This window comes from Paraglaciecola mesophila (assembly GCF_009906955.1).
Taxonomy (GTDB): Bacteria; Pseudomonadota; Gammaproteobacteria; order Enterobacterales; family Alteromonadaceae; genus Paraglaciecola; species Paraglaciecola mesophila_A.
In genome coordinates this window covers 2,508,625-2,533,912 of record NZ_CP047656.1, presented here as the reverse complement: position 1 = coordinate 2,533,912, position 25,288 = coordinate 2,508,625, and the positions used below count along the sequence as shown (strand labels likewise).

The 25,288-nt window shown below is 45.0% G+C and carries 21 protein-coding genes; 13 read left to right on the top strand and 8 right to left on the bottom strand.

All coding sequences use genetic code 11. The features are described 5' to 3' along the window. Positions 1-32: 32 nt before the first annotated feature. Entirely contained in the window at positions 33-629 is a 597-nt protein-coding gene (locus tag FX988_RS10745) for an HAD family hydrolase (RefSeq protein WP_160179766.1), read from the bottom strand. A gap of 350 nt (positions 630-979) precedes the next feature. On the opposite strand from FX988_RS10745, the gene FX988_RS10740 reads away from it, so the two are divergent. From FX988_RS10740 to FX988_RS10725, 4 genes are all read left to right on the top strand, one after another. Beyond that, a complete protein-coding gene (locus FX988_RS10740) occupies positions 980-1,396 on the top strand; it encodes a hypothetical protein (protein WP_160179764.1) in 417 nt (138 codons plus the stop codon). Between the two features lie 247 nt (positions 1,397-1,643). Then, entirely contained in the window at positions 1,644-3,995 is a 2,352-nt protein-coding gene (locus FX988_RS10735; RefSeq protein ID WP_160179762.1) for a TonB-dependent receptor, read from the top strand. Between the two features lie 174 nt (positions 3,996-4,169). After that, positions 4,170-4,916: a ferredoxin--NADP reductase gene (locus FX988_RS10730; RefSeq protein WP_160179760.1), complete on the top strand. Its 747-nt coding sequence runs from the start codon at positions 4,170-4,172 to the stop codon at positions 4,914-4,916. A gap of 95 nt (positions 4,917-5,011) precedes the next feature. Next, positions 5,012-5,689 carry a hypothetical protein gene (locus FX988_RS10725; RefSeq protein WP_160179759.1) on the top strand — a complete coding sequence of 226 codons (678 nt, stop codon included), beginning with the start codon at positions 5,012-5,014 and terminating at the stop codon, positions 5,687-5,689. Here FX988_RS10725 and cysG read toward each other — a convergent pair. Both cysG and FX988_RS10715 read right to left on the bottom strand, forming a co-directional pair. Continuing rightward, a complete protein-coding gene (cysG, locus tag FX988_RS10720) occupies positions 5,686-7,074 on the bottom strand; it encodes a siroheme synthase CysG (RefSeq protein WP_160179757.1) in 1,389 nt (462 codons plus the stop codon). The genes FX988_RS10725 and cysG overlap by 4 nt on opposite strands. 239 nt (positions 7,075-7,313) lie before the next feature. Further along, a complete protein-coding gene (locus tag FX988_RS10715; RefSeq protein WP_160179755.1) occupies positions 7,314-9,044 on the bottom strand; it encodes a DEAD/DEAH box helicase in 1,731 nt (576 codons plus the stop codon). Between the two features lie 540 nt (positions 9,045-9,584). Between FX988_RS10715 and prsT the strand changes: the two genes are divergently transcribed. Continuing rightward, the gene (gene prsT / locus FX988_RS10710; RefSeq protein WP_160179753.1) at positions 9,585-12,326 is read left to right on the top strand and encodes an XrtA/PEP-CTERM system TPR-repeat protein PrsT; all 2,742 of its coding nucleotides are present in this window, start codon (positions 9,585-9,587) and stop codon (positions 12,324-12,326) included. Positions 12,327-12,398: 72 nt separating this feature from the next. Here the strand turns inward: prsT and trxC are convergent, their stop codons facing one another. Both trxC and FX988_RS10700 read right to left on the bottom strand, forming a co-directional pair. Then, positions 12,399-12,827, bottom strand: a complete 429-nt coding sequence (gene trxC, locus FX988_RS10705; RefSeq protein ID WP_160179751.1) for a thioredoxin TrxC — start codon at positions 12,825-12,827, stop codon at positions 12,399-12,401. A 3-nt stretch (positions 12,828-12,830) separates the two neighbouring features. After that, positions 12,831-13,676 carry an ion transporter gene (locus FX988_RS10700; RefSeq protein ID WP_160179749.1) on the bottom strand — a complete coding sequence of 282 codons (846 nt, stop codon included), beginning with the start codon at positions 13,674-13,676 and terminating at the stop codon, positions 12,831-12,833. A gap of 205 nt (positions 13,677-13,881) precedes the next feature. On the opposite strand from FX988_RS10700, the gene FX988_RS10695 reads away from it, so the two are divergent. Together FX988_RS10695 and FX988_RS10690 are read left to right on the top strand one after the other, a co-directional pair. Further along, positions 13,882-15,042: an iron-containing alcohol dehydrogenase gene (locus FX988_RS10695; RefSeq protein WP_160179747.1), complete on the top strand. Its 1,161-nt coding sequence runs from the start codon at positions 13,882-13,884 to the stop codon at positions 15,040-15,042. Between the two features lie 167 nt (positions 15,043-15,209). Beyond that, positions 15,210-15,677, top strand: a complete 468-nt coding sequence (locus FX988_RS10690; RefSeq protein ID WP_160179745.1) for an acyl-CoA thioesterase — start codon at positions 15,210-15,212, stop codon at positions 15,675-15,677. A 68-nt stretch (positions 15,678-15,745) separates the two neighbouring features. Here FX988_RS10690 and FX988_RS10685 read toward each other — a convergent pair whose 3' ends face one another. Both FX988_RS10685 and fdxA read right to left on the bottom strand, forming a co-directional pair. Next, entirely contained in the window at positions 15,746-16,933 is a 1,188-nt protein-coding gene (locus FX988_RS10685; protein ID WP_160179743.1) for a hydroxymethylglutaryl-CoA reductase, read from the bottom strand. A 150-nt stretch (positions 16,934-17,083) separates the two neighbouring features. Then, the gene (gene fdxA, locus FX988_RS10680) at positions 17,084-17,407 is read right to left on the bottom strand and encodes a ferredoxin FdxA (RefSeq protein WP_039992684.1); all 324 of its coding nucleotides are present in this window, start codon (positions 17,405-17,407) and stop codon (positions 17,084-17,086) included. Positions 17,408-17,611: 204 nt separating this feature from the next. On the opposite strand from fdxA, the gene FX988_RS10675 reads away from it, so the two are divergent. Next, the gene (locus FX988_RS10675) at positions 17,612-19,222 is read left to right on the top strand and encodes an NAD(P)/FAD-dependent oxidoreductase (protein ID WP_160179742.1); all 1,611 of its coding nucleotides are present in this window, start codon (positions 17,612-17,614) and stop codon (positions 19,220-19,222) included. A gap of 83 nt (positions 19,223-19,305) precedes the next feature. On the opposite strand, the gene tolC is transcribed toward FX988_RS10675, so the two are convergent. Beyond that, positions 19,306-20,619, bottom strand: coding sequence for an outer membrane channel protein TolC (gene tolC / locus FX988_RS10670; protein ID WP_160179740.1), 1,314 nt, complete (start codon positions 20,617-20,619; stop codon positions 19,306-19,308). 221 nt (positions 20,620-20,840) lie between these two features. On the opposite strand from tolC, the gene nudF reads away from it, so the two are divergent. The 5 genes from nudF (at position 20,841) to parE (ending at position 25,246) form a co-directional block, all read left to right on the top strand. Further along, the gene (gene nudF / locus FX988_RS10665; RefSeq protein ID WP_160179738.1) at positions 20,841-21,461 is read left to right on the top strand and encodes an ADP-ribose diphosphatase; all 621 of its coding nucleotides are present in this window, start codon (positions 20,841-20,843) and stop codon (positions 21,459-21,461) included. Further along, positions 21,445-21,900 carry a DUF1249 domain-containing protein gene (locus FX988_RS10660; protein ID WP_160179736.1) on the top strand — a complete coding sequence of 152 codons (456 nt, stop codon included), beginning with the start codon at positions 21,445-21,447 and terminating at the stop codon, positions 21,898-21,900. Before nudF ends, FX988_RS10660 begins: the two co-directional genes overlap by 17 nt. Before the next feature lie 15 nt (positions 21,901-21,915). Beyond that, positions 21,916-22,668 (top strand): metallophosphoesterase family protein, encoded by a 753-nt coding sequence (locus tag FX988_RS10655; protein WP_160179735.1) that lies wholly within the window; start codon positions 21,916-21,918, stop codon positions 22,666-22,668. A gap of 10 nt (positions 22,669-22,678) precedes the next feature. Continuing rightward, entirely contained in the window at positions 22,679-23,272 is a 594-nt protein-coding gene (locus FX988_RS10650; protein ID WP_160179733.1) for a YqiA/YcfP family alpha/beta fold hydrolase, read from the top strand. Between the two features lie 84 nt (positions 23,273-23,356). Beyond that, a complete protein-coding gene (gene parE, locus FX988_RS10645) occupies positions 23,357-25,246 on the top strand; it encodes a DNA topoisomerase IV subunit B (protein ID WP_160179731.1) in 1,890 nt (629 codons plus the stop codon). The last annotated feature ends 42 nt before the right edge of the window (positions 25,247-25,288 follow it).

The following is a 25,288-nucleotide window of genomic DNA, read 5'->3' as shown; positions in this document are numbered from 1 at the left end:
AACTATTCTACGGGCGGCTGGTTATTTTTTTGCTAACCGGCGCTCACAGCCCATTCAAACTCAGAAAAATGTCTAAACACCCAATCTGCTTGATGAGCAAAATCAGGTAATACAGTTGGTGCGAAGAGGCAGGCTAGCATGCCCGCATTTTTTGCCGCTTCAAGGTCGTATACATAGTCACCCACATATGCCAATTGACTAGGAGGGAGCTGCCAATTTTGGGCAATAGTTAATAACGCGCTGGGATCAGGTTTAGGCGGCGCGTCATGTCTGGTTAATATTGGGGAAAATAAAGTACGGTGACGCTTTAGTTTTAGCTCGGTCGCAGGCTGGCTATTGCGTGTGACTATGGCAGTAGGTAAGCCCTTGTGATGCAAGGCTAGTATAAGTTGCTCAGCGCCTTCTATCCACAATGCGTCTTGAGCATCGTTTAGCTCGTAATCCTCAACAATCTTATTTGCACTCAACTGCTCTTTGTTTGGTAATCCGGCAATAAACTGCAAGATATCAATTGACGCTGGGCAACCTAGTTGGGTGCGTAGGTATACGAAGTCGAGCTTTGAGGTGACCAAGGTGCCGTCTAAATCAAATATAAAGCCACGGATTTGGGCAAGAGGGTGTGAGGTCATAATATTATCTTTTTTTACTGCATCGCATTTGTATCGCTGTCAACTTGGTATTTACCATTATAAGCAGCTTCTTTCTCAATTTGTTTGTGGCCCAAACGGGTTTACTGGCGTAGCGCTCCTGTCATTCAACCTTACTCATTGGCAATTCATCGCGTTATTAGAAAATAATGTGTTATTCGCTGCAAGAAAACACGTTTAGCTCGGTCTGGTGGTGTATCTACTTTTGGGTAGTAATCGTAGCCAAACGTTAATGCAGTAGCAGGCGTGCCGCTTATTTTAAAATTAATGTGCCGATTCTAACGGCCAGCTTATCATTGTTAAGCTGATATAGTGACAATCAAGGAGTTAACATGAGTGACGCGGTATCTGACGACGTGCGTAACCGTTTACAGTGGTCTTTATTTGCCTTACGTGTAGGCGTGTTCATTGTGATGTTTATTTGGACGTTAGACAAGTTCGTCAATCCAGGTCATAGCATCGCTATTTTCGAAAAGTTCTACTCTATTCCAGGATTAGGTGAGACTACTGCCTATATTATGGGGGCGCTACAGCTTTTATTAGTGCTTGCATTCGTGGCGGGTATTAAAAAACGTTTCACTTATGGGATTATTTTTATCATGCATGGCGCTTCTACTTTATCTGCTTTTAATCAATATTTTGATGCGTTTAACCATCTGTTATTTTTTGCTGCATGGCCTATGTGGGCGGCATGTTTCGCGTTGTACTTATTACGTGACCAGGATACAAAGTTCACCTTGAATAAATAACACTTAAGTCGCTTCTTTGCGTTTACACTGAGAGTGAATAACTAGGTATAACCATCGAACTAAGGATGGTTATACCGTATTTATTCGCCAGCTTTATCCGCACGTATAATCTAAAAAAATCTAATAATTTTAAATAGTTGGCGTAATTAATATGGTCATCTATTTGTCACTTAACAGTCATCTAAATTTCGTATTTACTCAGTAAGTTGTCTGCTTTTAATTACAGTCACTTTTAAATGGAATATAGATGAATATCACCCTTCCCCCTGTTTTTACTCTGAGTAAATTGTCATTTTTAATTACCGCTTTCATTGGTTCACAGGTTTATGCTCAGACACAAAGCAGCACTCATCAAATCGAAGAGATTACCGTTACTGCGCAAAAACGCGACCAATCTATTCAAGATGTGCCTGTAAGCATTAGTGCCTATGACGGTGCTTTTTTAGAAAGTCTTGGGGTAGCTGAATTAGACATGCTTTCAGACATTACCCCAGGCTTGGTGATTCAAGAACAAAGCCCTAATAACCCTGGCTTTGTGATCCGTGGGATCACGTCTGACAGTGGTTCATCGCAAGCTGCCCCACGGGTTTCGATTTACTACAACGGTGCTGACGTGTCTCGCTCAAGGGGCTCATATTTTGAATTGTTTGATATTGAGCGCATTGAAGTGGTTAAAGGCCCACAAGCAACTTTGTTTGGCACAGCGGCCTCAGTGGGCGCGCTCAGTGTCATTACGCGCAAACCTCAAGAAGAGTTTGGCGCTGAAATAAAAACGAGCATAGGAAATTATTCTGCTGAAACCTTAAGTGGTTTCGTTACGGGCGGGAATAGCCAGGTGCAAGGCCGATTCGCGTTTAGTTATCGTCAGCGAGATGGCTTTATTCGCAATATTGCTGGCGAAGCTGACTCACAAAACCCTGACGGATACGATCAAGAAGACATGCATGGCATAGAGAGAACGGCATTTCGTCCATCGTTGCGCTTTACCCCTAGTGAAGATCTAACAATTGATTTGGTGTATACCTATGAGAAAAATGACGATAGTGGAACCTCATTTAAGAATGGTCTTTATGCACCGACAGGTGGAGATACCAGCCCTTTTAGCTTTGTAGAAATGTCAGGTAGTCCGGTTTCGCAATCGGTATTAGGCAATGACGGGCTAGGGGTTGAGCGGACTGTTGAAGATATCAACCTAACCCTGAACTGGGACATCAACAGTCAGCTGACTTTTACGTCTATTACTGCAGGCCGACAGTTTGATTCATTAGAAGTATTTGATGCCGACGGAACCCAAGCATGGTTTTTAGAGTTTGCCGAAGATGCACAAGGTGATCAATTCAGCCAGGAGCTAAGAATTGTCCATCAAGGAGATAAACTGACCACTATCGCAGGTGTTAGCTATTTCACTGAAGACGGCAGCCAAGCAGTGCCTTTTAGTACAGAAGAGTCTATCTTTTTGAATTGCTTAGGTGTCTTTGCTGCGTTTGCGCAACCCTGTATTGCAAGCGATGGCTCTGTTCCTATACTCACCCCGGTTTTAACCGAAGGTGCTGCTCAAGTACTGCCTTACAGTTTGGAGTTTGAAAACTACGGAGAAACCGACGCCTATTCTGCATTTGCTGATGTAACGTACGCCATTAGCAATGCACTCGAGCTAACCGCCGGTTTACGTTACGTGCGCGAAGACAAAACAAGTGGCTATCGCTCGGACGCTCCAGCGAGTGTGCTAACGGGCAGTGAATTATTTACCGTTGACACCGACGGTCAAATTTTCCGGGCTGAAGAGGATTACGACGACTGGCTTCCGCGCTTTAACATGCTCTACATTTTAAACGAAGACATCAATATGTACGCGACCATTTCTAAAGGCCGTCGTTCAGACGTACTGAACGTAACCTCTGTTCGTGGAGAAGATGGTCTGGGGGAAAGATCGGTTACTGAAGTGCCTGCGGAGATCATTTGGAACTATGAAACCGGCGTGAAAGGTCAGGCTCTTGATAAATCTGTTAACTATAACCTTTCAGTGTTCTATCAAGACTATTCGAATTTTCAAGTCACCTTGTTAGACGACGACGGCGTGGCATTTGCTGCGGACGCAGGGTCGGCAACCAATGTTGGAGCTGAGGCAGAGGTACGTGCGTTGTTAGGCGTTGATTTTGAAGTGTTTGCTAATTTAGCGTATCTAGATGCGACGATTGATGATGACAGTACCAATGGTAATTTAGCCGGCAATCGCTTTCGTTTGCAGCCAGAATGGACTGGCAGCTTAGGAATGTTTTATGCGACGCAGTTGGCCGAGGGATACAATTTCACAAGTTCGTTAGTGTACAGCTACCGCTCAGACGTATTTTTTGAGCCGGCTAATGCGCCAATTTCAGGTTTAGATATCAGTGAAGACGCAGTTAGTTTAGTCAGTGCGCGGATCGGGATCGCAGGTGAAGAAGAAAGCTGGGCAGTTAGCTTGTTTGCTAATAATTTGCTCGATAAAGAATATCTTGTTGATGCGGGTAACACAGGGGGAGGTTTTGGTAATCCCACGTTTGTCGCTGGTCCGCCACGTTTTTATGGGGTGGAGTTCAAAATGCATTTTGGTGAATAAATGAGCCTGTTTTAACCTATTCCACGTTCATCACCGCCCCATTGCAAAGCAATTTGCAATGGGGTTTTTAGTAAAATAAGGATCTGCAGGCAAGGGCTGGGAAGTGTAAAATCCACTGCATGAAGAGCGTTATCATGATAGCGTTTAACCTCAGTCTTTGCAGTTGGGGGATATATGGCACAGTGGTTAAACGCAAAAGTGACTAAAAGAATCGATTGGAACGACCATTTGTTTAGTCTGCGTTTTCAGTGCGCTGACTTTCCTGAGTATACCCCTGGACAATTTACCAAAGTGGGTATTGAGCAAGACAATGGGGTTGTGTCACGGCCCTATTCCTTGGTTAGCCACCCGCAAGATAAGCAACTTGAAATCATGGCTGTGCCGGTTGAAGACGGTGTGTTATCACCAAAACTGCATGAGTTGCAGGAAAATGATGACTTGAAAGTCATGGCACCAGCTACCGGTTTTTTAGTGCTCAATGAGGTGCCTGATAGTGACAATATCTGGCTGATTGGTACAGGGACGGGTATTGGGCCGTTTTTATCTATCTTAGCCGGCTCAGAGATATGGCTACGCTATAAACACGTGATTTTGGTGTACGCTGCCCGTCATCAAAATGATTTAGCCTACAGTGACTTAATTCAACAGTGCCAGCGTCAATATCCTAGGCAATTCAGCTATGTGCCTATTGTCAGTCGAGACAAGGTTGATGGTCTGTTACATGGGCGTATTCCAGCGTTATTACAATCTGGGCAGATCATTCAACACGCGGAGCAACCACTTGATGCCAAGCAAAGCCAAGTGATGCTGTGTGGTAACCCGCAGATGATAGAAGATGCCATGGTCGTGCTCAAAAGTATGGGGCTGAAAAAGCATTTGCGTCGTTCTCCTGGGCAAATTACGCAAGAGCGCTATTGGTAGCAATTTTCCTTCGCTTAGCTGTACTCAGTTAAAGCGCATCTCAATAATGTGCTAAAGTGCGCGCCACAAAAGCTTCATATCACACTAGGCACATTATGACTCCTTGGACTCAGCTCGATAGCGCACAGATCCCTAATGACGGCGGCGAATTAACCCTACACCAACGAGGGAATGCGTTTTCCATTCGTATTACTGGCAAACGTGGGGAGTTGATGAATAGCCGCGAGTTTAATTCAGAGAAAGTCTTATCACAGGTAGGGTGCGCTCATTTAAAAGCAGTGGATAATGCCAAGGTGCTGGTGGGCGGTCTGGGAATGGGCTACACCTTAAAGGCCGCGCTGAATATATTGAATGATACGGCCAGCGTGACCGTGGCTGAGCTCATCCCCGAAGTGGTTAAATGGAATCAGGGTCCGTTAGGTGAATGCGCCAAAAAACCTTTGGAAGACCCTAGAGCGCTAGTTCATCAAGGGGATGTGTGTCAATTACTCAACAGTGGAATCGCTCGTTATGACGCTATTTTACTGGATATCGATAACGGTCCCGAAGGACTTACCCATACTGACAACAATTGGATTTATTCTGAGCAGGGGCTGAAGGACATTTACCAAGTGCTTCACCCTAAAGGGGTATTAGCTATTTGGTCTGCGGGCCCCGATTATCTGTTCGAAGTGCGTTTGAAACGTGCTGGTTATCAAGTGGATACCCGCACGGCATCAGCTCGAGCGGATAAAGGCACAAAGCACACTATATTCTTGGCAAAAAAGCCTTAAGCGTCTTTGCCAAACCAGTTAAGTTTGTCTCTTAAGCTAACTACAGAGCCCACAATAATTAAGGCGGGTGGCTGTATACCTGCTTCTGCTACACGTTGCTGGATATTAGCAAGGTTGCCGGTAACGACTTTTTGCTCAGCAGTGGTTGCTGACTGCACTAGGGCTATTTCTGTGCTGTTAGGTAAGCCATGTTCGATTAGTTTTTCACAAATAACTGGCAAGCCAGTTAGGCCCATATAAAAAACGGTGGTTTGCTCTGGTTGTGCGAGCATTGGCCAGTTTAAATTAATGCTGTTGTCACGCAGGTGTCCAGTGGCGAAAACCACAGACTTAGAATGGTCTCTATGAGTCAAAGGAATGCCCGCATAGCTAGCGGCACCGCTGGCAGCGGTAATTCCGGGTACAACTTGAAAGCTCACGCCTTTTTCGACTAAGGTTTCTATTTCTTCGCCACCACGACCAAAAATAAAAGGGTCACCGCCTTTTAATCGCACCACGCGATTACCTTTTAAGGCTAAATCGGCTAACAGTTCGTTGATCTCTTCTTGCGGCACTGTATGTAGGCTACGAGCTTTGCCCACGTAAATCTTTTCTGCGTCTCGGCGTACAAGCTCCAAAATTTCTTTTGATACTAGGCGGTCATATACCACCACATCGGCTTTTTGCATTAAGCGTAGAGCACGAAAGGTTAGAAGATCAGGATCCCCTGGGCCTGCCCCCACTAAGTAGACTTCGCCTTTGCCCGAATCGTGTTCTTCTAAGGCAAGTTTATCGTGCATCATCTGCTCTGCTTTGCCCTCGTTGCCTTGTAGCACTTGTTCAGCAACATCGCCGTCGAGTACATCTTCCCAAAAATAACGACGTTTAGTGACAGAGTTAAAGCGTGCTTTTACCGTTTCACGAAACTTTTCTGAAAACTGCCCCAGTAGACTGACTTTTTGCGGAATAATCGATTCGAGTTTTTGGCGTAAATAGCGAAGTAGCACAGGTGCTACGCCGCCACTACTCATGGCAATAATAATGGGTGAGCGGTCAACTATTGAGGGGGTAATAAATTGACATAAAGGCGTGTTATCCACCACATTGACTAAGATGTTCAATGCTTTTGCTTGCTGATGAATATCCACATTTAGCGCGCTGTCATCAGTCGCGACAAAGACTAATTGCTTAGCGTTGAGATCGCTCTGCTCGTAACCGCGATTGTGCAGGCTTATTTTGCCTTCTTCAGCTAAGCGCAAAACAGTATCACATGCCCACGGGGCGACAACCGTAATTTTGGCAGAGGTTTTAAGGAGTAATTCTACCTTACGGGCAGCCACTTCCCCTGCACCGACAACGAGACAGTTCAGTTCTTTAGTATCAACAAAAATGGGGAAATATTGCATAGGGCCTGCTAATGCGTCATGTACATAATATGAGAGTTATTTTGCGTGTTCTTCTTAGTTAAATAAAGCATTGTAATAAGAAAAGATATTCTTTTTAGTTATGAAAAGTAAGTGTGGGACCCACATTAGGTATTTGGTAACGGGCATAAAAAAAGAGGCCAGTGGCCTCTTTTCAAATTTATCTTCTGTTATTCAACAGCTAAGTTAATAGTGTTAAAAAGATCTTTCGTTTAGCAACCTTATTCAGGCTTACCACGACGACGTGGCGGTTGATCAGACCATTCACGCATATTCAAACGCTGTCCGGCAACACGGGTTTTTTGCAATGTATCTTGTGTTGCGCGCGGCATATTCTTCGGCAAATCAACAGTACTGAAGTTATCGTAAATTTCGATAGCGCCAATATTTTTACTGCTGATGTTCGCTTCGTTGGCGATTGCACCAACAATATTACCTGGCTTAGCACCATGAGTGTGGCCTACTTCAATACGGTAGCGTTGCATGCCTTCGTCTGGCGTGCTGCTTTTGCGCGAACGTTGAGGTCTATCACCACCACGATCACCGCCACGCTCACGACCACGTCCACCGCGATCGTCGCGTCCGCCACGGTCACCACGAGGAGGCGCAGCATTTAGATCTGGTCGGTCGCCTTCTTTAAGAATAAGTGGCTCGTCACCTTGGGCGATTTTGGCTAAAGCAGCCATGATCACTTCCGGTGAAGCTTCTGTTTCTGCTTGAATCGACTCAACGATAGGGATCAATGTTTCGATGCTGCTGTCACTGATAGCTTCAATCACGCTGCTTTTGAAACGACTCAAACGAGTTTCGTTCAACTGCGAAATTGACGGAATTGGCATAGGATCAATTGATTGGCGGGTCGCGCGCTCAATTGAAAACAACATGCGTTTTTCACGATGTGAAATAAACAAAATTGCATCACCCTGACGGCCAGCACGACCTGTACGACCAATACGGTGTACATAAGATTCTGTGTCGTAGGGCACGTCATAGTTGATTACGTGGCTAACACGCTCAACGTCAAGACCACGGGCAACGACGTCTGTTGCAACAAGGATGTCGATTTTGCCGCGCTTCAAACGCTCAACAGTACGCTCACGTGAGTTTTGTGGAATATCACCGTTAAGGGGCTCAACAGCATAACCACGCGCTGACAATTTCTCAGAAAGCTCCATGGTAGCGGTTTTGGTACGTACGAAAATAATGACCGCATCAAACTCTTCCACTTCCATAATACGGGTAAGGGCTTCAAGTTTGTGATGACCGGCTACCTGGCAGTAACGCTGCTTGATAGTGCTAGCGGTGGCTACTTTAGATTCGATTTTAACTTGCTTAGGGTTATCTAAATAACGTTTGGTAATCTTACGGATTGGATCAGGCATAGTGGCAGAGAACAACGCGGTTTGGCGCTCTTCAGGTGCGTGGCTTAGGATCCATTCAACGTCATCAATAAAGCCCATGCGTAACATTTCGTCGGCTTCATCTAATACCAAGAATTTAAGATTATCTAGTTTTAGTGTACCTTTTTTGATGTGGTCGATAACACGACCCGGTGTACCTACTACAACCTGCGCGCCACGACGTAATTGGCGAATTTGATTGTCATAAGATGAACCACCATAAATAGGCAATACGTTTAGTTTACGTGAGAAGCTTGCATAAACCTGAAATGCTTCAGCTACCTGAATCGCTAATTCACGAGTCGGTGCTAATACAAGTAGTTGGGTGTTGCTGTTGTTAGCATCCACATTCGCTAACATAGGTAAAGCAAATGCTGCTGTTTTACCCGTACCTGTTTGCGCTGTACCAAGAAGATCATGACCTTCCATAATAAGCGGAATACATTGGGCTTGGATTGGGGTTGGTTTTTCGTAACCTACTTTTTCTAAAGCTTGAAGCAATTCGGCAGGTAGGTTGAGGTCTTTAAACGTCATTTCGACAGTGTCAGTCATTAATTATCCCTAGTTAGAAGCACGCAGGATTAACTTAGATTTCACAGTCAAATTCTAAAACAAACCAGCGTGGATGCACAAAAGAAGTATTATATGAGAAATTGCTTCTATACACCACGTTAGGCCGCGTTTTATTTGAACTTATCTGTATTTGTTGAATATCTCTAGTGAACTTGTTATCAATGGGTTAATGCAATGATAATCAAGCTTTAAAAAAGCACAGGATTATCATGAAATTAAAATAATTCTGACATGTTTTTGTGTACCACTGATTTCAAATAATTACTTTTAGAGTATTAAATTGACCATGATTTATTGGGGCAGGTTAACATGCTTCATTAAAGGCGCTTCGAATTAAAAATATTTGAGTCACAATTGCAACGATTGTCCGTTTCACTAGACCAAGTGTTCGAGTAAGATATTTTTATAACGTATCGATTAGCGCAAGAGATAGGAACATCGCACTACCTGACGCGCACGGTTACACGCTATAAGGCCGCGCTTAAAAAGCGAGAAAATAGGATAAGGAAGATGTACAAGATGAAAAAAACGATAATCGCACTATCACTAGGGATGTTGATCAGTTGTGGCCAGCAAACCAGTGAAGAGCATATTCAAGCTGCGCAGAAGTTCATTGCGCAAAACGATAACGCTTCAGCCATTATTTCCTTAAAAACCGCTGTGCAGCTAGCGCCGAAATCCCCTGAAGCACGTTTTGAGTTGGGTAAAGTGTATATCGAAGAAAAGCAATTTGAGAGTGCAGAAAAAGAACTCAGTCGCGCGTTAGAGTACGGTTACGATGGGGCGAAAGTACTGCCGTTGCTGACCAGAGCTTACCAGCGAACAGGCGCGTATGCTGCCATCAGTGAGATGGAAGACACAAATGTTAATTTAACTAACGAAGAAAAAGCGGAAATTGGCTTCTTTAAAATCGTGTCCTTGGTGCGCTTGAACAAGCCTGATGACGCCAGAGCGATTATTGCTGACCAAGGCCAGTTGGAAACAGACTCAGTATTTAAATCATTGAGCCTAGTCTACAGCGATATTCTGGATAAAGCGTATCCTCTTGCTCTGCAAAATATTACGCAATTGAAAGCTGCGCATCCTGATCATCCAGAAGTGCTTAAGTTGGCGGCACAATTACATTTAAGTCTGCAAGATCCCAAAGCGGCAGCGCAAGAATTTGACCATTACGTGTCCTTATACCCAGACGATTTACAAACCACGTTTGTGCTGGCCAAGCTGTGGGTTGATTTAGGTGAGACGGCAAAAGCAGAGCCTTATGTCGATACTCTGCTAAAAGTAAATGCTAAGAATGGTTTGCTCAATCAACTTAAAGCGGCGGCACGAATAGCAGATAATGATTTTCCAGAAGCGCAAAAGTACGCTGAGCTAGGCATTCAAAGTGGCGTGAATGACCCATCGTTACGTTTAATCGCCGGGTATGCAGCGTATCAGCAAAAAGATTTTGAATCTGCTCAGCAACACCTCTCTTTGGTGGCCAGCAGTTTACCCGGCAATCACCCTGGTTTGCGATTGCTTGCGGCTAGTCAATTACAGTTAGGCTTAAACACAGAAGCGGGCGATGTGCTGGAGCGCATTGAGCAAGTAAGTGAACAAGATGCGCAATTATTTTCTAAAGCAAGTTACGAGCTACTACGCCAAGGCAATGTAAAAGATGCCAAAGAACTAGTGGAAAAATCCTCTGGTATCAGCACCTCAGCAGAAGATTTAACCCGCTTGGGGCTACTGAAACTTTCCCTGAATAACCTAGATGGGATAGTGAATCTAGAAGAGGCGCTGGAAAAATCCCCTGAGCTGGAAAGCGCTAAGAAAACCTTAGCCACGGCCTACATAACGACCAAACAGTATGACAAAGCAATAGAGTTGTCTGAGCAATGGAAGCGCGAAAATCCTAATGACATCAGCGCTTATCTACTTGCCGGAGAGGTATTTAGCAAGCAGCAAGATCTAATCAAAGCTAAAGGGGAATTTCAGCAGGTCCTAAAAATCGATCCTGAGCACAAGGGTGCAGCTCTGGGGTTGGTTAATATTGCTATAGCTGAAAAAGACGACAGCCAAGCACAATCTGGCTTAAACAATTTACTCAAGCGTTACCCTGATTACACGCCTGCCTTGGCGACGTCTTATTTACTTAGCAAACAACAAGGTAAAACCGAACAAGGAATTGAACTCATTAAGCAAGCCGCAGCCAAGACACCTGATAATCAACAGGTCATCATGCTTTACGCTCGCGTGTTGCTGCTTGAACAACAATATGATGTAGCACTGCAGCAATTTGCTAAAGTTGAGCAGGCGTCATCCTTACCTCCCGCCTATTGGCAAGGGAAAGGCCAAGCGCTCATTCGTTCTGGTGATATGCCAGGGGCGCAAGCGCACTATGATAAGTGGTTAAGTAAAGCACCGAACGATAAACAAGCCGTGATTGGAAAGCTTTTGTTGTTAGACAATACAGGTAATTATGCCGACGGAGTAGAGTTAACCGAAGGCTTTTTAGCGGTACGAAATGACGCGCAGATGCAATTGCTACATACCCATTTCTTACTGATGAACAAAGACATGGAGGCTGGCAAAAAAGCGTATGATGCTATTCCCGCTGAACTGAAGAAAATGCCTATCGTTAAAGGCTTTTTAGCGCGTTTATTGATTGTAGATGGCAATTTTGCACAAGCAGAGCCGAATGCTCATGCGGCGTACCTTGGATTACCCAATGGTCGAAATTTAGTGCTTTGGGTATTCACACTTGAACGTTTGAATAAAAAAGATGAGGCGTTGAGTGCGATTCAAGCACACTTAGAAAAGGCACCTAATGATGGTGCGGCACTGATGATGTTGGCCGAGCGACAAATCAATAGCGGTGATGACGAGGCTATTGCAAGCTATCAAACATTGCTGCAGAAAAATCCAAATAACTTCGTCGCGTTAAACAATTTAGCTTACTTGTATTTACAACAAAATAAGCTAGAAGAAGCCCTGCAATACGCTAAAAAAGCGGTAAAGCAGCGCCCGGATAATGCTGCAGCAGTGGACACCTATGCACAAGTACTGGTTGCCCAGAAGGACTACAAAAAAGCGGTGCAACAATATGATGCGGTAGTGAATGACGATATGCAGAACGAAGAAATCTATCTAAATTACGTGGAAGCCTTGTTTTTGGATGGCAGCAACTTGTTGGCCAAACGCAAGCTCGAACGACGCGAAATGAAAAGCGAAGAAAACATAGCTCGTCAAGCGCAGTTGAAAGCGAAATACGCCGATTAATCACAGTCGCTATCCAATAAAAAAGCCCGTGACACACTCTACGTCACGGGCTTTTTTATGCTATTGGCTAGGCTAACATTTTTGTATCGCTTGCATGATCCATTGTCTCAATTGCGCTTCATCTAAAGCACCTGACACCCTGTCTATTTCTTTGCCTTGATGAAACAGAATCAATGTTGGGATACTGCGTATTCCTGCCTCGCCGCTAATTTGCTGGGCATATTCAGTATTTAACTGCGCGAACAGAATGCTGTCAGTCTGGCCTGCTAATTTCGCGAAGACCGGAGCAAAATTTTTGCATGGCCCGCACCAACTGGCCCAGAAATCGACCAATACAGGTAAATGGTTACGTTCAATGTACCGGTAAAACTGTCCTTGGGTTAATTGGCAGGGTTGGTGGGTGTGCAATTTCTGTTGGCATTTACCGCAATTGGCTTGAGTATGTTCTTTACTTTCAGGGACATTATTAATGGCATAGCAATGGGGGCAAACGATATGCATCTATTATTTCTCCTGTTTGGTGGTTTGTGCACTAAGCTGCTCAACTTGCTGTTGCAGCCCTTTGATGTGCACTAACAAGTCGCTGAGTGTTGGCTCTTCTTCTAAGTCGTGCTCCGCGGCCTCTTCTTTGGCTTTTTGCTTGCGGGCTAACTCATTTTCCTGCTCCATCACATTAACGACTATGCCAATCACCATGTTTAGAAACGCAAAGGCAGTAAAGAAAATAAACGTAAGGTAAAAAGCCCAGCTCAGAGGATACACCTCCATGGTTTCGTACATCACATCAGTCCAATCCTCAAAGGTCATCACTCTGAATAGGGTGAGCAGGGAGATCGCGATATCACCCCATAAATCAGGGTTAATACTTTCAAACAAGGTGCTACCTATTGCAGCATAGATATAGAAGATTATGAACATCAGCAACATGACGTAGCCCAGTTGTGGTAGGGCCTTCACCAAGGATACAAGTAAAATACGTAGCTCAGGAATGATAGAAATCATCCGCAATACGCGAAACACTCTGACTAAACGGGCGATAACGGCAAGGTCGGCGTCCTCCGCCGGAATAAGGCTAACGACAACAATCAAGGTATCGAAAACATTCCAGAAATTCTTAAAGAAGTCCTTCTTGCGTTCCTCTGCCAAAAAGCGAATGGTAATTTCAGTTAAGAAAAACGCACTGATAAACCAATCTAAAAACTGGGTGAGGTGATACATAGTAGGTGACATTTCATAGGTTTTTGCCCCCACCAACAGGGCTGAAAATATGATCACCGAAATCACAAAAATCTCGAACAGTTTGTTCGAACGAATACGAATAAATTTGGCTTGTAGGGATAACGCGTTCATGGACTCACGAAGTTAGCTAGAAAATCGACGATAGAATATTGAATTCTACACTACTGTCAATTAAGGAATGGTATACAGATGTAAGAAGTGGCGCTTTATATCTATAACAAATTTTGAGCTTGATATATCACTACGATAAAGCCTGAGCGAAAAACTTCTCTGTTAGCATCAGTATTACTCATTCGCGACCAACAGGTTGACAGAGATGCAAGAGATTAATGACTTTGAGTTTAAAACCGTAGGCGATATTCGTTTTGGTGTGAATGCGGCTTTGTCTTTACCTGCACTATTGATATCTCGCTTTGATGCGAAATCGATTCTCGTCATTACCGATAAAGGTTTACTCAACGCAGGGGTGCTTGATGCTGTATTCGCTGAGCTGGATGTCTCTGGCGTATCATTCTCAGTCTTTGATGGTGTACAGGCTGACCCGCCAGAAGCAGTTATTTTAGCTGCCGCTGAGCAAGCGAAAAAAGCCGATGTCGTTATTGGCATTGGTGGTGGCAGCTCAATGGACAGTGCCAAACTAGCCGCAGTACTCGCTATGGAGCAACAGGCACTCGCTGAAATGTACGGTGTGGATTTAGTCAGATCACAGCGTAAGCCATTGGTACTTATTCCGACAACCGCGGGAACAGGCTCTGAAGTGACACCTATCTCTATTGTTACCACAGGCGAGTCAACCAAAGCGGGTGTGGTTTCACCAATGTTGTACCCCGATATTGCGTTACTAGATCCATGCCTGACACTAGGTTTGCCCGCCCATATCACCGCCGAAACCGGTATCGACGCCATGGTACATGCTATCGAAGCCTTCACTAGTAAACATAAAAAGAACCCCTTATCGGATAACCTAGCGATCAAAGCATTAGCGCTACTGTCTAGTCATTTGCCCGCTTGCTATGCAGATGGACAAGATATAAATCACCGAGGCGGGACGCTTTTAGGGGCGATGCTGGCAGGGCAAGCCTTCGCAAATGCCCCCGTGGCTGCTGTGCATGCCTTGGCATATCCGTTAGGGGGAATTTACCACATGGCTCACGGGCTAACTAATGCGCTTATGCTGCCCCATGTTATGCGCTTCAATTTACCAGCGGCTGAGCGAGAGTATGCTCAACTCGCCTTAGTGGTGAATCCACACTCAGCTGAGCTCACGCAAAACGAACAGGCCCTAGGGTTCATCGAATATATGCAGCAGTTTTGTCACGCTCTAGGGATCACTAAGCGCCTACGTGATTACGGTATCACGCAAGAGGCGTTAGCGGATTTAGCGAGTGCGGCAATGCTACAAACGCGGTTGTTGATGAATAACCCCCGCGAGATGACGTTTGAAGATGCGCTGGCAATGTATCAACAAGCGTGGTGAAGATAGTTTTGTGTAAGCGATAGTCCGTCAGTCATTGCAATATTAAGTGCAGTACTCAGCGTAGTCACGTCACTCGTTACATCTGCCATAGCAAAAAGTTGCAGCTGAAAATGTAACACTAGGGCCGTCGCGTAAAGTGGTATCAACCGTAAAATGGAGTTATTTTGATGACAACATCAACGACAGCTAAAAAATCCCCTCCTACGCGCAGTGATTTTCGCTATTTCGATACGATCGATACACGCTGGGCCGATAATGATGTGTATGGTCATGTCAATAACGTGGCGTATTACAGCTTTTTCGATACAGTGGTTAATCGTTTATTAATTGATAATGGCTGGCTACAGCTAGAGGGCAGTGGCCCTATTGGCTTAGTGGTAGAAACACGCTGCCAGTATTTTGCATCTGTGAGCTACCCGGCCGTGCTGGACATTGGTTTGACTATTTTAAAGCTGGGGAATAGCTCAGTGGTTTATCAACTCGCGGTATTTTCAGAGGGGAGTGAACAGGCAAGCGCTGTGGGGCAATTTGTACATGTCTACGTGGACCGTTCGTCGCACATGCCAACGTCTTTACCTGCAGAGCTGCGCGCTGGCTTGAGCCATTATCTTAAGGTCAGCGACGAGCCAGAGTAGTTCTTTAACTGCATTTTGTTCAAAGCGCTTGCTAGGCGCTTTGTCTTACACTTTTGCAAAAACGGTATTTAGCGATTACGCCCCAATGCATCGTGACTGGTTACCCAGTCGCCGGCTAACACAGCGGCGCTTAAGGATAATTCGCCAGCTAGAACAGTCGCTGCGATGATTTCAGCAAGTTTTTTTGCTTTACCTTCACCAAAGCAGTCCATCATTTCTAAGCATTCTTTTTGCGTTGCCAGCGCGGTACCGCCCCCATAAGTGGCGACTATCAATGAAGGCAGGGTAATCGCAATGTAGAAGTTGCCTTGTTCATCCACATCGACAAACGAAAGTGCCGCGGAAGATTCCGCTACGTTGGCCGCATCTTGTCCGCAAGCGATAAACATAGCCGTGATGCCGTTAGCTGAGTGTGAGCCATTGTTGATTGAGCCTGCCATAAAGCTGCCCATATTGGATATTTGCCGCATTTTAAATAACATCTGCGCTGACACACCAAGTTTTGACTCTAGAATTTCGCTGCTTATGGTTGCCTCGGCAATCACTCGTTTGCCGCGACTGTGCAGGGTATTGAGCTGAGAGTGCTTTTTGTCAGTATCCATTGCGCCGGATAAATTATAACGCTGCAAACCTGCGCCGGGGTAATTCGCTTTTATCCATTCACAGGCAGCAAACGTCGCTTTACCCACCATATTTTGCCCAGCTGCATCACCTGTGGTGAAGTTAAAGCGCAAATACAGCATACGCGCCGCTGCATACTGCTCTATGTTACGCAGTTTACCGACACTGGTGGTGGTTTCGGCTTGTGATTTTATGTGGTCAAACTGTGCGCTTATCCAATTCCCAAATGCGTGAGCTTGGCGGGCATCTTCAAAAATAAAAACCGGAGCTCGTTGCATGACATCATCTACTACGGTGACCTTTACGCCACCTGCTGCGCCAAGTACGCGCATACCTCGGTTATAACTGGCGACTAACGTGCCTTCGGTTGTTGCCAGAGGAACATAGAAGTCGCCCTTGGCATGTTCACCATTGACCCTGACTGGCCCAGCTAGGCCTATTGGGACTTGGGCGATACCAATGAAGTTTTCAATATTACCGGCGGTTTGCTCCGGACTTAAAGAATAATGCCCAACGTGATTAAGCTCACTTTGCGTATATTGTTTTACAAATGCTTGGCGCTGCTCAGCCATGGTTTGGGTATGGTCATTTTCTTTGTCACGAGGAATAGACGGGGCTGCTTTGTTATCTGACATAAAGAGGGTCGACTTTGTAGATAGAAGGTGTATCTACAACTATCAACAAAGCCTGTCATATTGAAATGATTCTGCTTAATTAATGTGCAACAGTTTTAGTGATGTTTTGATTTGCGAAAGACTAACCAGAGCTTTACCGTTCAAGAAGCGTCAGGTTTCTAAGTACTCTAGCTTATTTGGCACGCCATCCCATTCTTTCGCGTCGGCCGGAGGAGGGATAACTTCTATGATATTCGGCCAAATTTTAGAGAGCTCAGCATTAAGTTCATTGAAGGCTTCTTGCCCAGCAGGCAGCTTATCATCTTGGAATATCGCTTTGGCTGGGCATTCAGGTTCACATAATGCGCAATCAATACAGATGTCTGGGTCGATCACTAAGAAATTTGGCCCTTCAAAAAAGGCATCCACGGGACATACGGCAACGCAGTCTGTGTATTTGCATTTTATACAGTTGTCAGTGACTACAAAGGTCATAAGCAAAATCTTGGTTAATCGATATTGGCGCCGATCATACTTATCGGCGCTATAAATACAAGAAGGCAAGAGCGAAGAGTCGATGTTAACTCGGTAATATATTCCTGAATAAACCAGACAGGCGGTTGCGCATGGCTTAAAATAGCCAGCTAACTATTTTTGTTCTGGGCTGTGCCCCTGCGCTTACTCTTTTTGGATATGTCTATGCTGCGTTTAACCGATATAAAACTCCCGCTTGATCATCAAGATACGGATCTTACCCAAGCGATATTAAATAAACTGGGTTGCAGCGCAGCACAACTAGGCCAAGTCTCAGTGTTTAAACGCGGCTTTGATGCGCGTAATAAGTTTGATATTCAACTTATCTACACATTAGACATAGAAGTAGATAACCAGCAGGCGCTATTAGCCAAATTCGATGGGGATCCCCATGTCAGGTTATCACCGGATACCCGCTACAAATTTGTGGGTCACGCGCCAGAGGCCTTAAACGAACGTCCTGTCGTGATTGGGCTTGGGCCGTGTGGCTTATTTGCAGGGTTACTGTTAGCGCAAATGGGATTCAAACCAATTATTCTTGAGCGCGGTAAAGAAGTGCGAGAACGCACTAAAGATACGTTTGGCTTTTGGCGTAAAAAGCCCCTTAACACTGAATCAAACGTGCAGTTTGGCGAGGGCGGCGCAGGGACATTTTCAGACGGCAAGTTGTATAGCCAAGTCAAAGATCGTAAACATTATGGTCGCAAGGTACTCAGCGAGTTTGTGGATGCTGGCGCACCAGACGAAATCATGTACGTGAGCAAACCTCATATAGGTACGTTTAAGCTGGTGGCTATGGTCGAGCGTATGCGTGCACAAATTATTGAACTGGGCGGTGAAATTCGTTTTAGTACCCGAGTCGATGATGTGCATATCGAGCATGGGCAACTGACAGGGTTAAGCTTATCCACTGGCGAGCATTTGCCCTGCCGCCACGCAGTATTGGCTGTGGGTCATAGCGCCCGTGACACCTTCAAAATGCTGTATGAGCGCAATGTGTATATTGAAGCCAAGCCATTCTCAGTGGGTTTTAGAATTGAACATGAGCAATCTATGATTGATGAGTGTCGTTTTGGGCCCAATGCGGGGCACCCTATTTTAGGGGCGGCAGATTATAAACTGGTACATCATTGTAATAATGGCCGTGCGGTGTACAGCTTTTGTATGTGTCCAGGTGGCACAGTGGTAGCCGCTGCATCAGAAGAAGGCCGTGTGGTAACGAACGGCATGAGCCAATATTCACGTCATGAGCGTAACGCTAACAGTGCAATAGTGGTGGGGATTGAGCCGGAGAAAGACTTTCCCGGTCACCCACTAGCTGGGATTGATTTACAGCGTAAGTTAGAAGAGCAGGCCTATGTACTAGGTGGTAGTAATTATGATGCCCCAGCACAACTCATTGGTGATTTTTTAACAGGGAAAACTTCTTCTGAATTAGGTGAGGTAAAGCCGTCCTACACTCCTGGGGTTAAGCTCACCGATTTATCTAAGGTGTTACCGGATTATGCAATAAGCGCGATTCGTGAAGCGATCCCTGCGTTTGATAAACAAATTAAAGGATTCGCCAAAGCGGATGGCTTGCTAACTGGGGTAGAAACCCGCACCTCTTCACCCATCTCGATTAAACGTGGTGCTGACTTTCAAAGTGTTAATGTAAATGGGCTTTACCCTGCTGGGGAAGGCGCAGGTTATGCAGGAGGGATTTTATCGGCGGGGATTGACGGGATCAAAGTTGCTGAGGCAGTGGCATTATCTCTGTTGGAAACAAGCCAGTAACATTGGTAATTAGCAAGGTAATAAACTCAAAAAAGCAGCCTGTGAAGCTGCTTTTTTATACATTATTTAGAATAGCCGCGATGCTACTCTTCAAGCTGGGCGGTAAGGCCTTGGTTAATATCCGTTACGTCTTCAATTGATAAAGTACCTGCGGCTAGCTTAAGGTTTAGTACGCTGATCACGTAACCATATCGTGCACTTGAAAGGTTACGGCGAGCATCAAATAAATTACGCGTGCTGTCGAGTACGTCAACTATGGTGCGGGTACCAACGTCAAACCCTGCCTCTGTGGCTTTTAATGCGCTTTGAGCAGATACAACGGCTTGTTCGAACGCTTTGATACGCGAAATAGCGGCCTTGATGTCATTGTAATTTGAACGAACACTGCGGATCACTGAGCGGTGAATGCGCTCACGATCTTCGCTTGTAGCGACAAATCTGTGTTTTGCCGATTCAACGTTGGCTGTCACAAGGCCACCTGTATATAAAGGCACGTCTACTGATAACGTTAAACCATAAGTGTTGAAACGATCACTGCCACCCGCTCCCGGGTTAATAGCAAAACCATCAGTATCATTACTATTCGCGCTACCGCTTATGCCAACAGTTGGGTAATGGCCAGAGCGAGCACTTTTAATATCAAATTTAGCGATATCAACACTGGCATTGGATACTAATAGCTCTAAATTACGTTGTTCAGCGGTTTTGAGCCAATCATTTACGTTCGCTGGTGTGGGTAAGCTGGCTGAGAATTGCTCAGTATTTAGAACGTTTAGTTCAGAGTGATAAATACCGGTGATTTCACGCAGAGCTTCAAGGTTGGTTTCTACTGCGTTTTCGGCGCTGATTTCAGCGGCCACTGAGGTATCGTATTGTGCTTGGGCTTCATGTACATCTGTGATGGCCGTTAAACCTACTTCAAAGCGTTGCTTTGTTTGTTCGAGTTGACGAGCAATTGCACGCTTTTCTGCGCGGGCGAATGCGAGGTCGTCTTGCGCTTGAAGTGTGTCGAAATATGCACTCACTGTGCGTAAGATGAGATTTTGCATGGTAAATGCAAGTGAGGCATCAGATTGGCTGGCCACAAGCTCTGCTCGGTCTAATCCAACCCAAAGTGAACGATCATAGATGGTTTGTGATAAGTTTAATGTGACGTCGTTGGTTGAACGGTCTAAATCGCCATAGGTTTCAGCTGCTTGCAAACTCAATGAGACTTGCGGTAACAGACCCGCTCGGCTGATTTCAATATCAGAAAAAGCCGCTTCTCTGTTTGCTTGAGATTGCAATGTTGCTGGATCGTGCTGAAGTGCTTGCTGATATACGCTTAGTAAATCATCAGCAAATGCGTGATTCGAAACGCCAAAGCCAATCAATAGCGAAAGAAGTGTTTTTTTCATGTGTGTTCCTTGATGAATTTTGCTTGTGGCAGCGAGACCATTATTTTAGGTTTACTATATGTCGCATTTTAAGACGCTAAAGTTTAAATACATTAGGTCTGAACACGAAACATCCAGACGTAAATCTAACGCTTCAAGTGTAACAGAATATTATATGAGTCTTGAACCGCTAAATGTTGCTCCACTATATGGTGCTAATGTGAATAATTAAAAGGGGATTTATGTCTAAAATCCAACAGTTTTCTAGCAAAGACGTGGAAATTACGCGCAAAGAGCCACTTTATTCAGGTTTTTTTAAAATGGTGAAATACCATTTTAAACACAAACTGTATAAAGGAGGCTGGAGTGAAACTGTGGAGCGCGAGATATTCGAAAGAGGACATGCTGTTGCAGTATTGCCATATGATCCCCATTTAAAAGAATTCGTCATGATTGAACAAATTCGAATAGGGGCTCTAGCGACGTCCGATTCACCATGGTTGTTGGAGATAGTCGCTGGTATTATAGATCCAGGTGAGACACCAGAGGCCGTGTGTTATCGCGAAGCGCAGGAAGAAGCAGGGGTGACAATCACCCACCTTAAAAAGGCCATAAGCTATTTAGCCAGCCCAGGCGGCACCACGGAAAGATTGCACATTTATGTGGCACAGGTTGATGCCAGCCAAGCGAAGGGCGTTCATGGACTAGACTATGAAAGCGAAGACATTTTGGTACACCGCGTACCAGAAGACCAGGCGCTAGAATGGATTAATCAAGGAAAGATAGATAATGCAGCTACATTAATCGCGCTGCAATGGTTTGCTATGAATAAACAACGAGTACTTGATGACTGGAAAGATTGAACAAGATGTAAGACGTAAGTATGTGCCGCACTTGCCGAGTATTCAGCGAGTGTGCGCGCTGAACTATGTGCGATTAATAAAGCTTTTGCCGGATTGCGATACCGAAGAGTTAGAATATCAGTTTCGGGTAAACAAGGTTTTGAATTACAGCATCAAAATTGTCGAGTGCAGCCGATACACCAGCACGGTTGTTATGTCTCAAGACTCTGTTATTGGACCTGATTTTATGCACCCAGTTGTGCGTGTGCGTTTATACCATGATGCGCAGTTAGCTGAAGTGATTGAAGCTCAGCATATTGGAGCCTTACAGCCTAGCTATGAGTATCCAAATATCAAAATGCATCAAAAAAACGAAAAAGAGATGGTGAACCTATTTTTGAGCGAATGGTTGTTGTTTTGCTCTAAACATAAAGATCAACTTCAGGCAACGAGTGCTTAAATCGATGAGGCTTGCTTGAGTTACAAGATAGCGCAAATATCAGATTGTCATTTATTTGCCGATAAGCACCAAGTGGGTTATCAGGACATCAATCCATATAATAGCTTGCAGGCTGTGTTAGCTAATGTGGCATCCAACCAACCCGATTTAGTGATTCTCAGCGGCGATATCAGTGCTGAAGACTCTGCCGACGAAGGCTTAGCCAGCTATCAATTATTTTCCCAATTATGGCAACAGAGTCAATTAGCTGCGCCACTTCTGGTGATACCTGGTAATCATGATCATCTTGAGCCGCTAAACACAGAACTTAATGACTCCGTGGGCTGGCCAGTTTCTTTGAATGCAGGGCCTTGCTGGAAAGTCCATGGTTTCAATACGAAAACGGACGACTCGTCTGGGGAAATATCGGCCTCTGAGCTTGCGTACCTCACAGAGCAAGTCCACCTTAATCCGAGACTACACCACTTGCTGGTGGTGCATCATCATCCCCATGCGTGTGGAGGGTGGATGGACAATCACCCATGGCGAAACAGTGACGTCTTTTTGCAGCGAGTTGCCCAGCTTCCTCAAATTAAAGTGGTGTTGCACGGGCATATTCATCACGCCCGTGTGATGCATAGTGAGCAATGTATTTTTATGTCGGCCCCTTCAACATGTTGGCAATGGGCCAATACAAAAGAATTTGCAGCCAGTCACGAAGCACCTGGTTATCGCATGCTCGAACTGAATGATAACGGACGGGTTGAGACCCGCATCATGAGAATTTAACGGAATATCCATGACAGATAGTACACGTGAACAAGTAGTTATTTATTTACACGGCTTTTTGAGCTCGCCTCAATCGGTTAAAGCTCAACAGACCAAAGCGTTCGTAGAAAAATATTATCCAGATCTGATCTTTTATATCCCCCAATTGGATAATCACCCCAAGCCCGCTGCTAAAGCCCTAGATGAGCTTATTGCTCAACACCCTAACGCCGATTTTGGTTTTATTGGCAGTTCTATGGGAGGGTATTTTTCAAGTTATCTGCTTGAACGTTACGGTGGTAAAGCGGTATTAATTAACCCTGCGGTGCAACCCTACAATTTATTAGCTGACTACTTAGGGGAGCATGTTAATCCCTACACAAAACAAAAATTTAGCTTGGATGAATCCCATACACGTGATTTAACCAGGTTTGATACTAAATCTCTGGCAAGCCCGCAAAACTACTGGGTATTATTGCAAACTGCTGATGAAACCTTAGACTATCGTCAAGCAGAGGAAAAATACATAGGGGCTAAGCTGACCATCGAGGAAGGCGGAGATCATAGCTTTCAAGGATACGAACGCTTTTTGAAAGATATTTTTCAGTTTCTGCTGCACGACTAATTGGAGATTGGTATAACATGAGCGTATTGGCTCTTACCTATTGCCTAATCATTTTTATCAACGGCCACAACAAAAATAAGAACTATGTCTAATCAATATAACGCAGATGCAATTGAAGTTTTAAATGGCCTTGACCCAGTCAAGCGTCGCCCTGGTATGTATACCGACACCACGCGGCCGAATCACCTGAGTCAAGAGGTCATTGATAACAGTGTCGATGAAGCCCTTGGAGGCTTTGCTAGTTCAATCAAGGTGGTGTTGCATCCTGATCAATCCTTAGAAGTCACTGATGATGGACGAGGCATGCCGGTGGACATTCATGCTGAGGAAGGTATTTCTGGCGTTGAATTGATCATGACCAAGTTACACGCTGGTGGTAAATTCTCTAATAAAAATTACCAGTTTTCCGGTGGTTTACACGGAGTGGGTATCTCTGTGGTAAATGCCTTATCGAAGCGGGTTGAGGTGAGTATCCGCCGTGAAGGTAGCGTGTATCAAATCGCTTTTGAGAATGGCGAAAAAGTTGAAGATTTAAAAATAGTCGACACCTGTGGCAAACGAAACAGCGGCACCCGTGTGCATTTCTGGCCGGATGAACAATATTTTGATTCGGCTAAGTTTTCTGTTACCAAGTTACTTCATGTGCTGCGAGCAAAAGCGGTCTTGTGCCCTGGACTGCGCATCCGTTTTGATGACAAAGTCAGTAAAGAAACCCACGAGTGGTACTTTGAAGATGGCTTAAAAGATTATTTGTATCAATCGACCGGTGAGAGCATCACGCTTCCTGCTGAAACCCCCTTTGTTGGCACAGTCAGTGGCAACACAGAAGCGGTAGATTGGGCGGTTATTTGGTTGCCTGAGGGCGGTGAGATGATCACCGAAAGCTACGTCAACCTTATTCCTACAGCGCAAGGTGGTACTCATGTAAACGGTTTACGCCAAGGGCTGCTAGAAGCCATGCGCGAGTTTTGTGAATTCCGCAATTTACTACCAAGAGGTATCAAATTAACCCCAGAAGATATCTGGGATCGCTGCAGTTATGTGCTGTCTACTAAGATGCAAGACCCGCAATTTGCTGGGCAAATTAAAGAGCGTCTGTCATCACGCCAAGCTGCCGCTTTTGTATCAGGTATCGTCAAAGATGCCTTCAGTTTGTGGTTGAATCAGCATACTGGTGTCGCAGAGCAGTTGGCAGAAATGTGTATTAGTAATGCACAGAGTCGTTTACGCCAAAGTAAGAAAGTGGCGCGGAAGAAAGTCACTCAAGGCCCGGCCTTGCCTGGCAAATTAACCGATTGTTCAACCCAAGATACTGGTCGTTCGGAACTGTTTTTGGTGGAAGGAGACTCAGCAGGCGGTTCGGCTAAGCAAGCTAGAGACCGCGAGTTTCAAGCGATCATGCCTCTAAGAGGTAAAATTTTAAATAGCTGGGAAGTAGACTCTTCACAAGTGCTTGCCTCACAAGAGATACATGATATTTCTGTCGCGCTTGGCATCGACCCAGATTCAGAGGACCTAAGCGGCTTGCGCTACAACAAGGTGTGTATTCTTGCCGATGCTGACTCAGATGGGTTGCACATTGCGACCTTGTTATGTGCTTTATTCGTGAAACACTTCAGAGCCTTAGTGGAAAATGGTCATGCGTACGTTGCCATGCCACCTCTGTTTAGGATTGATGTGGGTAAAGAGGTATTTTATGCACTGGATGAAGGGGAAAAACAAGGTATTTTGGATCGCATCGCTGCCGAGAAAAAACGCGGCAAAGTAAACGTACAGCGATTTAAAGGTCTTGGGGAAATGAACCCATTACAATTGCGTGAAACGACTATGGATCCCAATACTCGACGCTTGGTGCAATTGACGATAGAAGAGCCGAGCGAAATGTTAGAGACCATGGATATGTTACTCGCTAAAAAGCGTGCTGGGGATCGTAAGTCTTGGCTAGAAAGTAAAGGCAATATGGCAGACGTTTAGTCATCTGCTCGCTAGGTTTACTCTTTCATTAATCAAGGACCA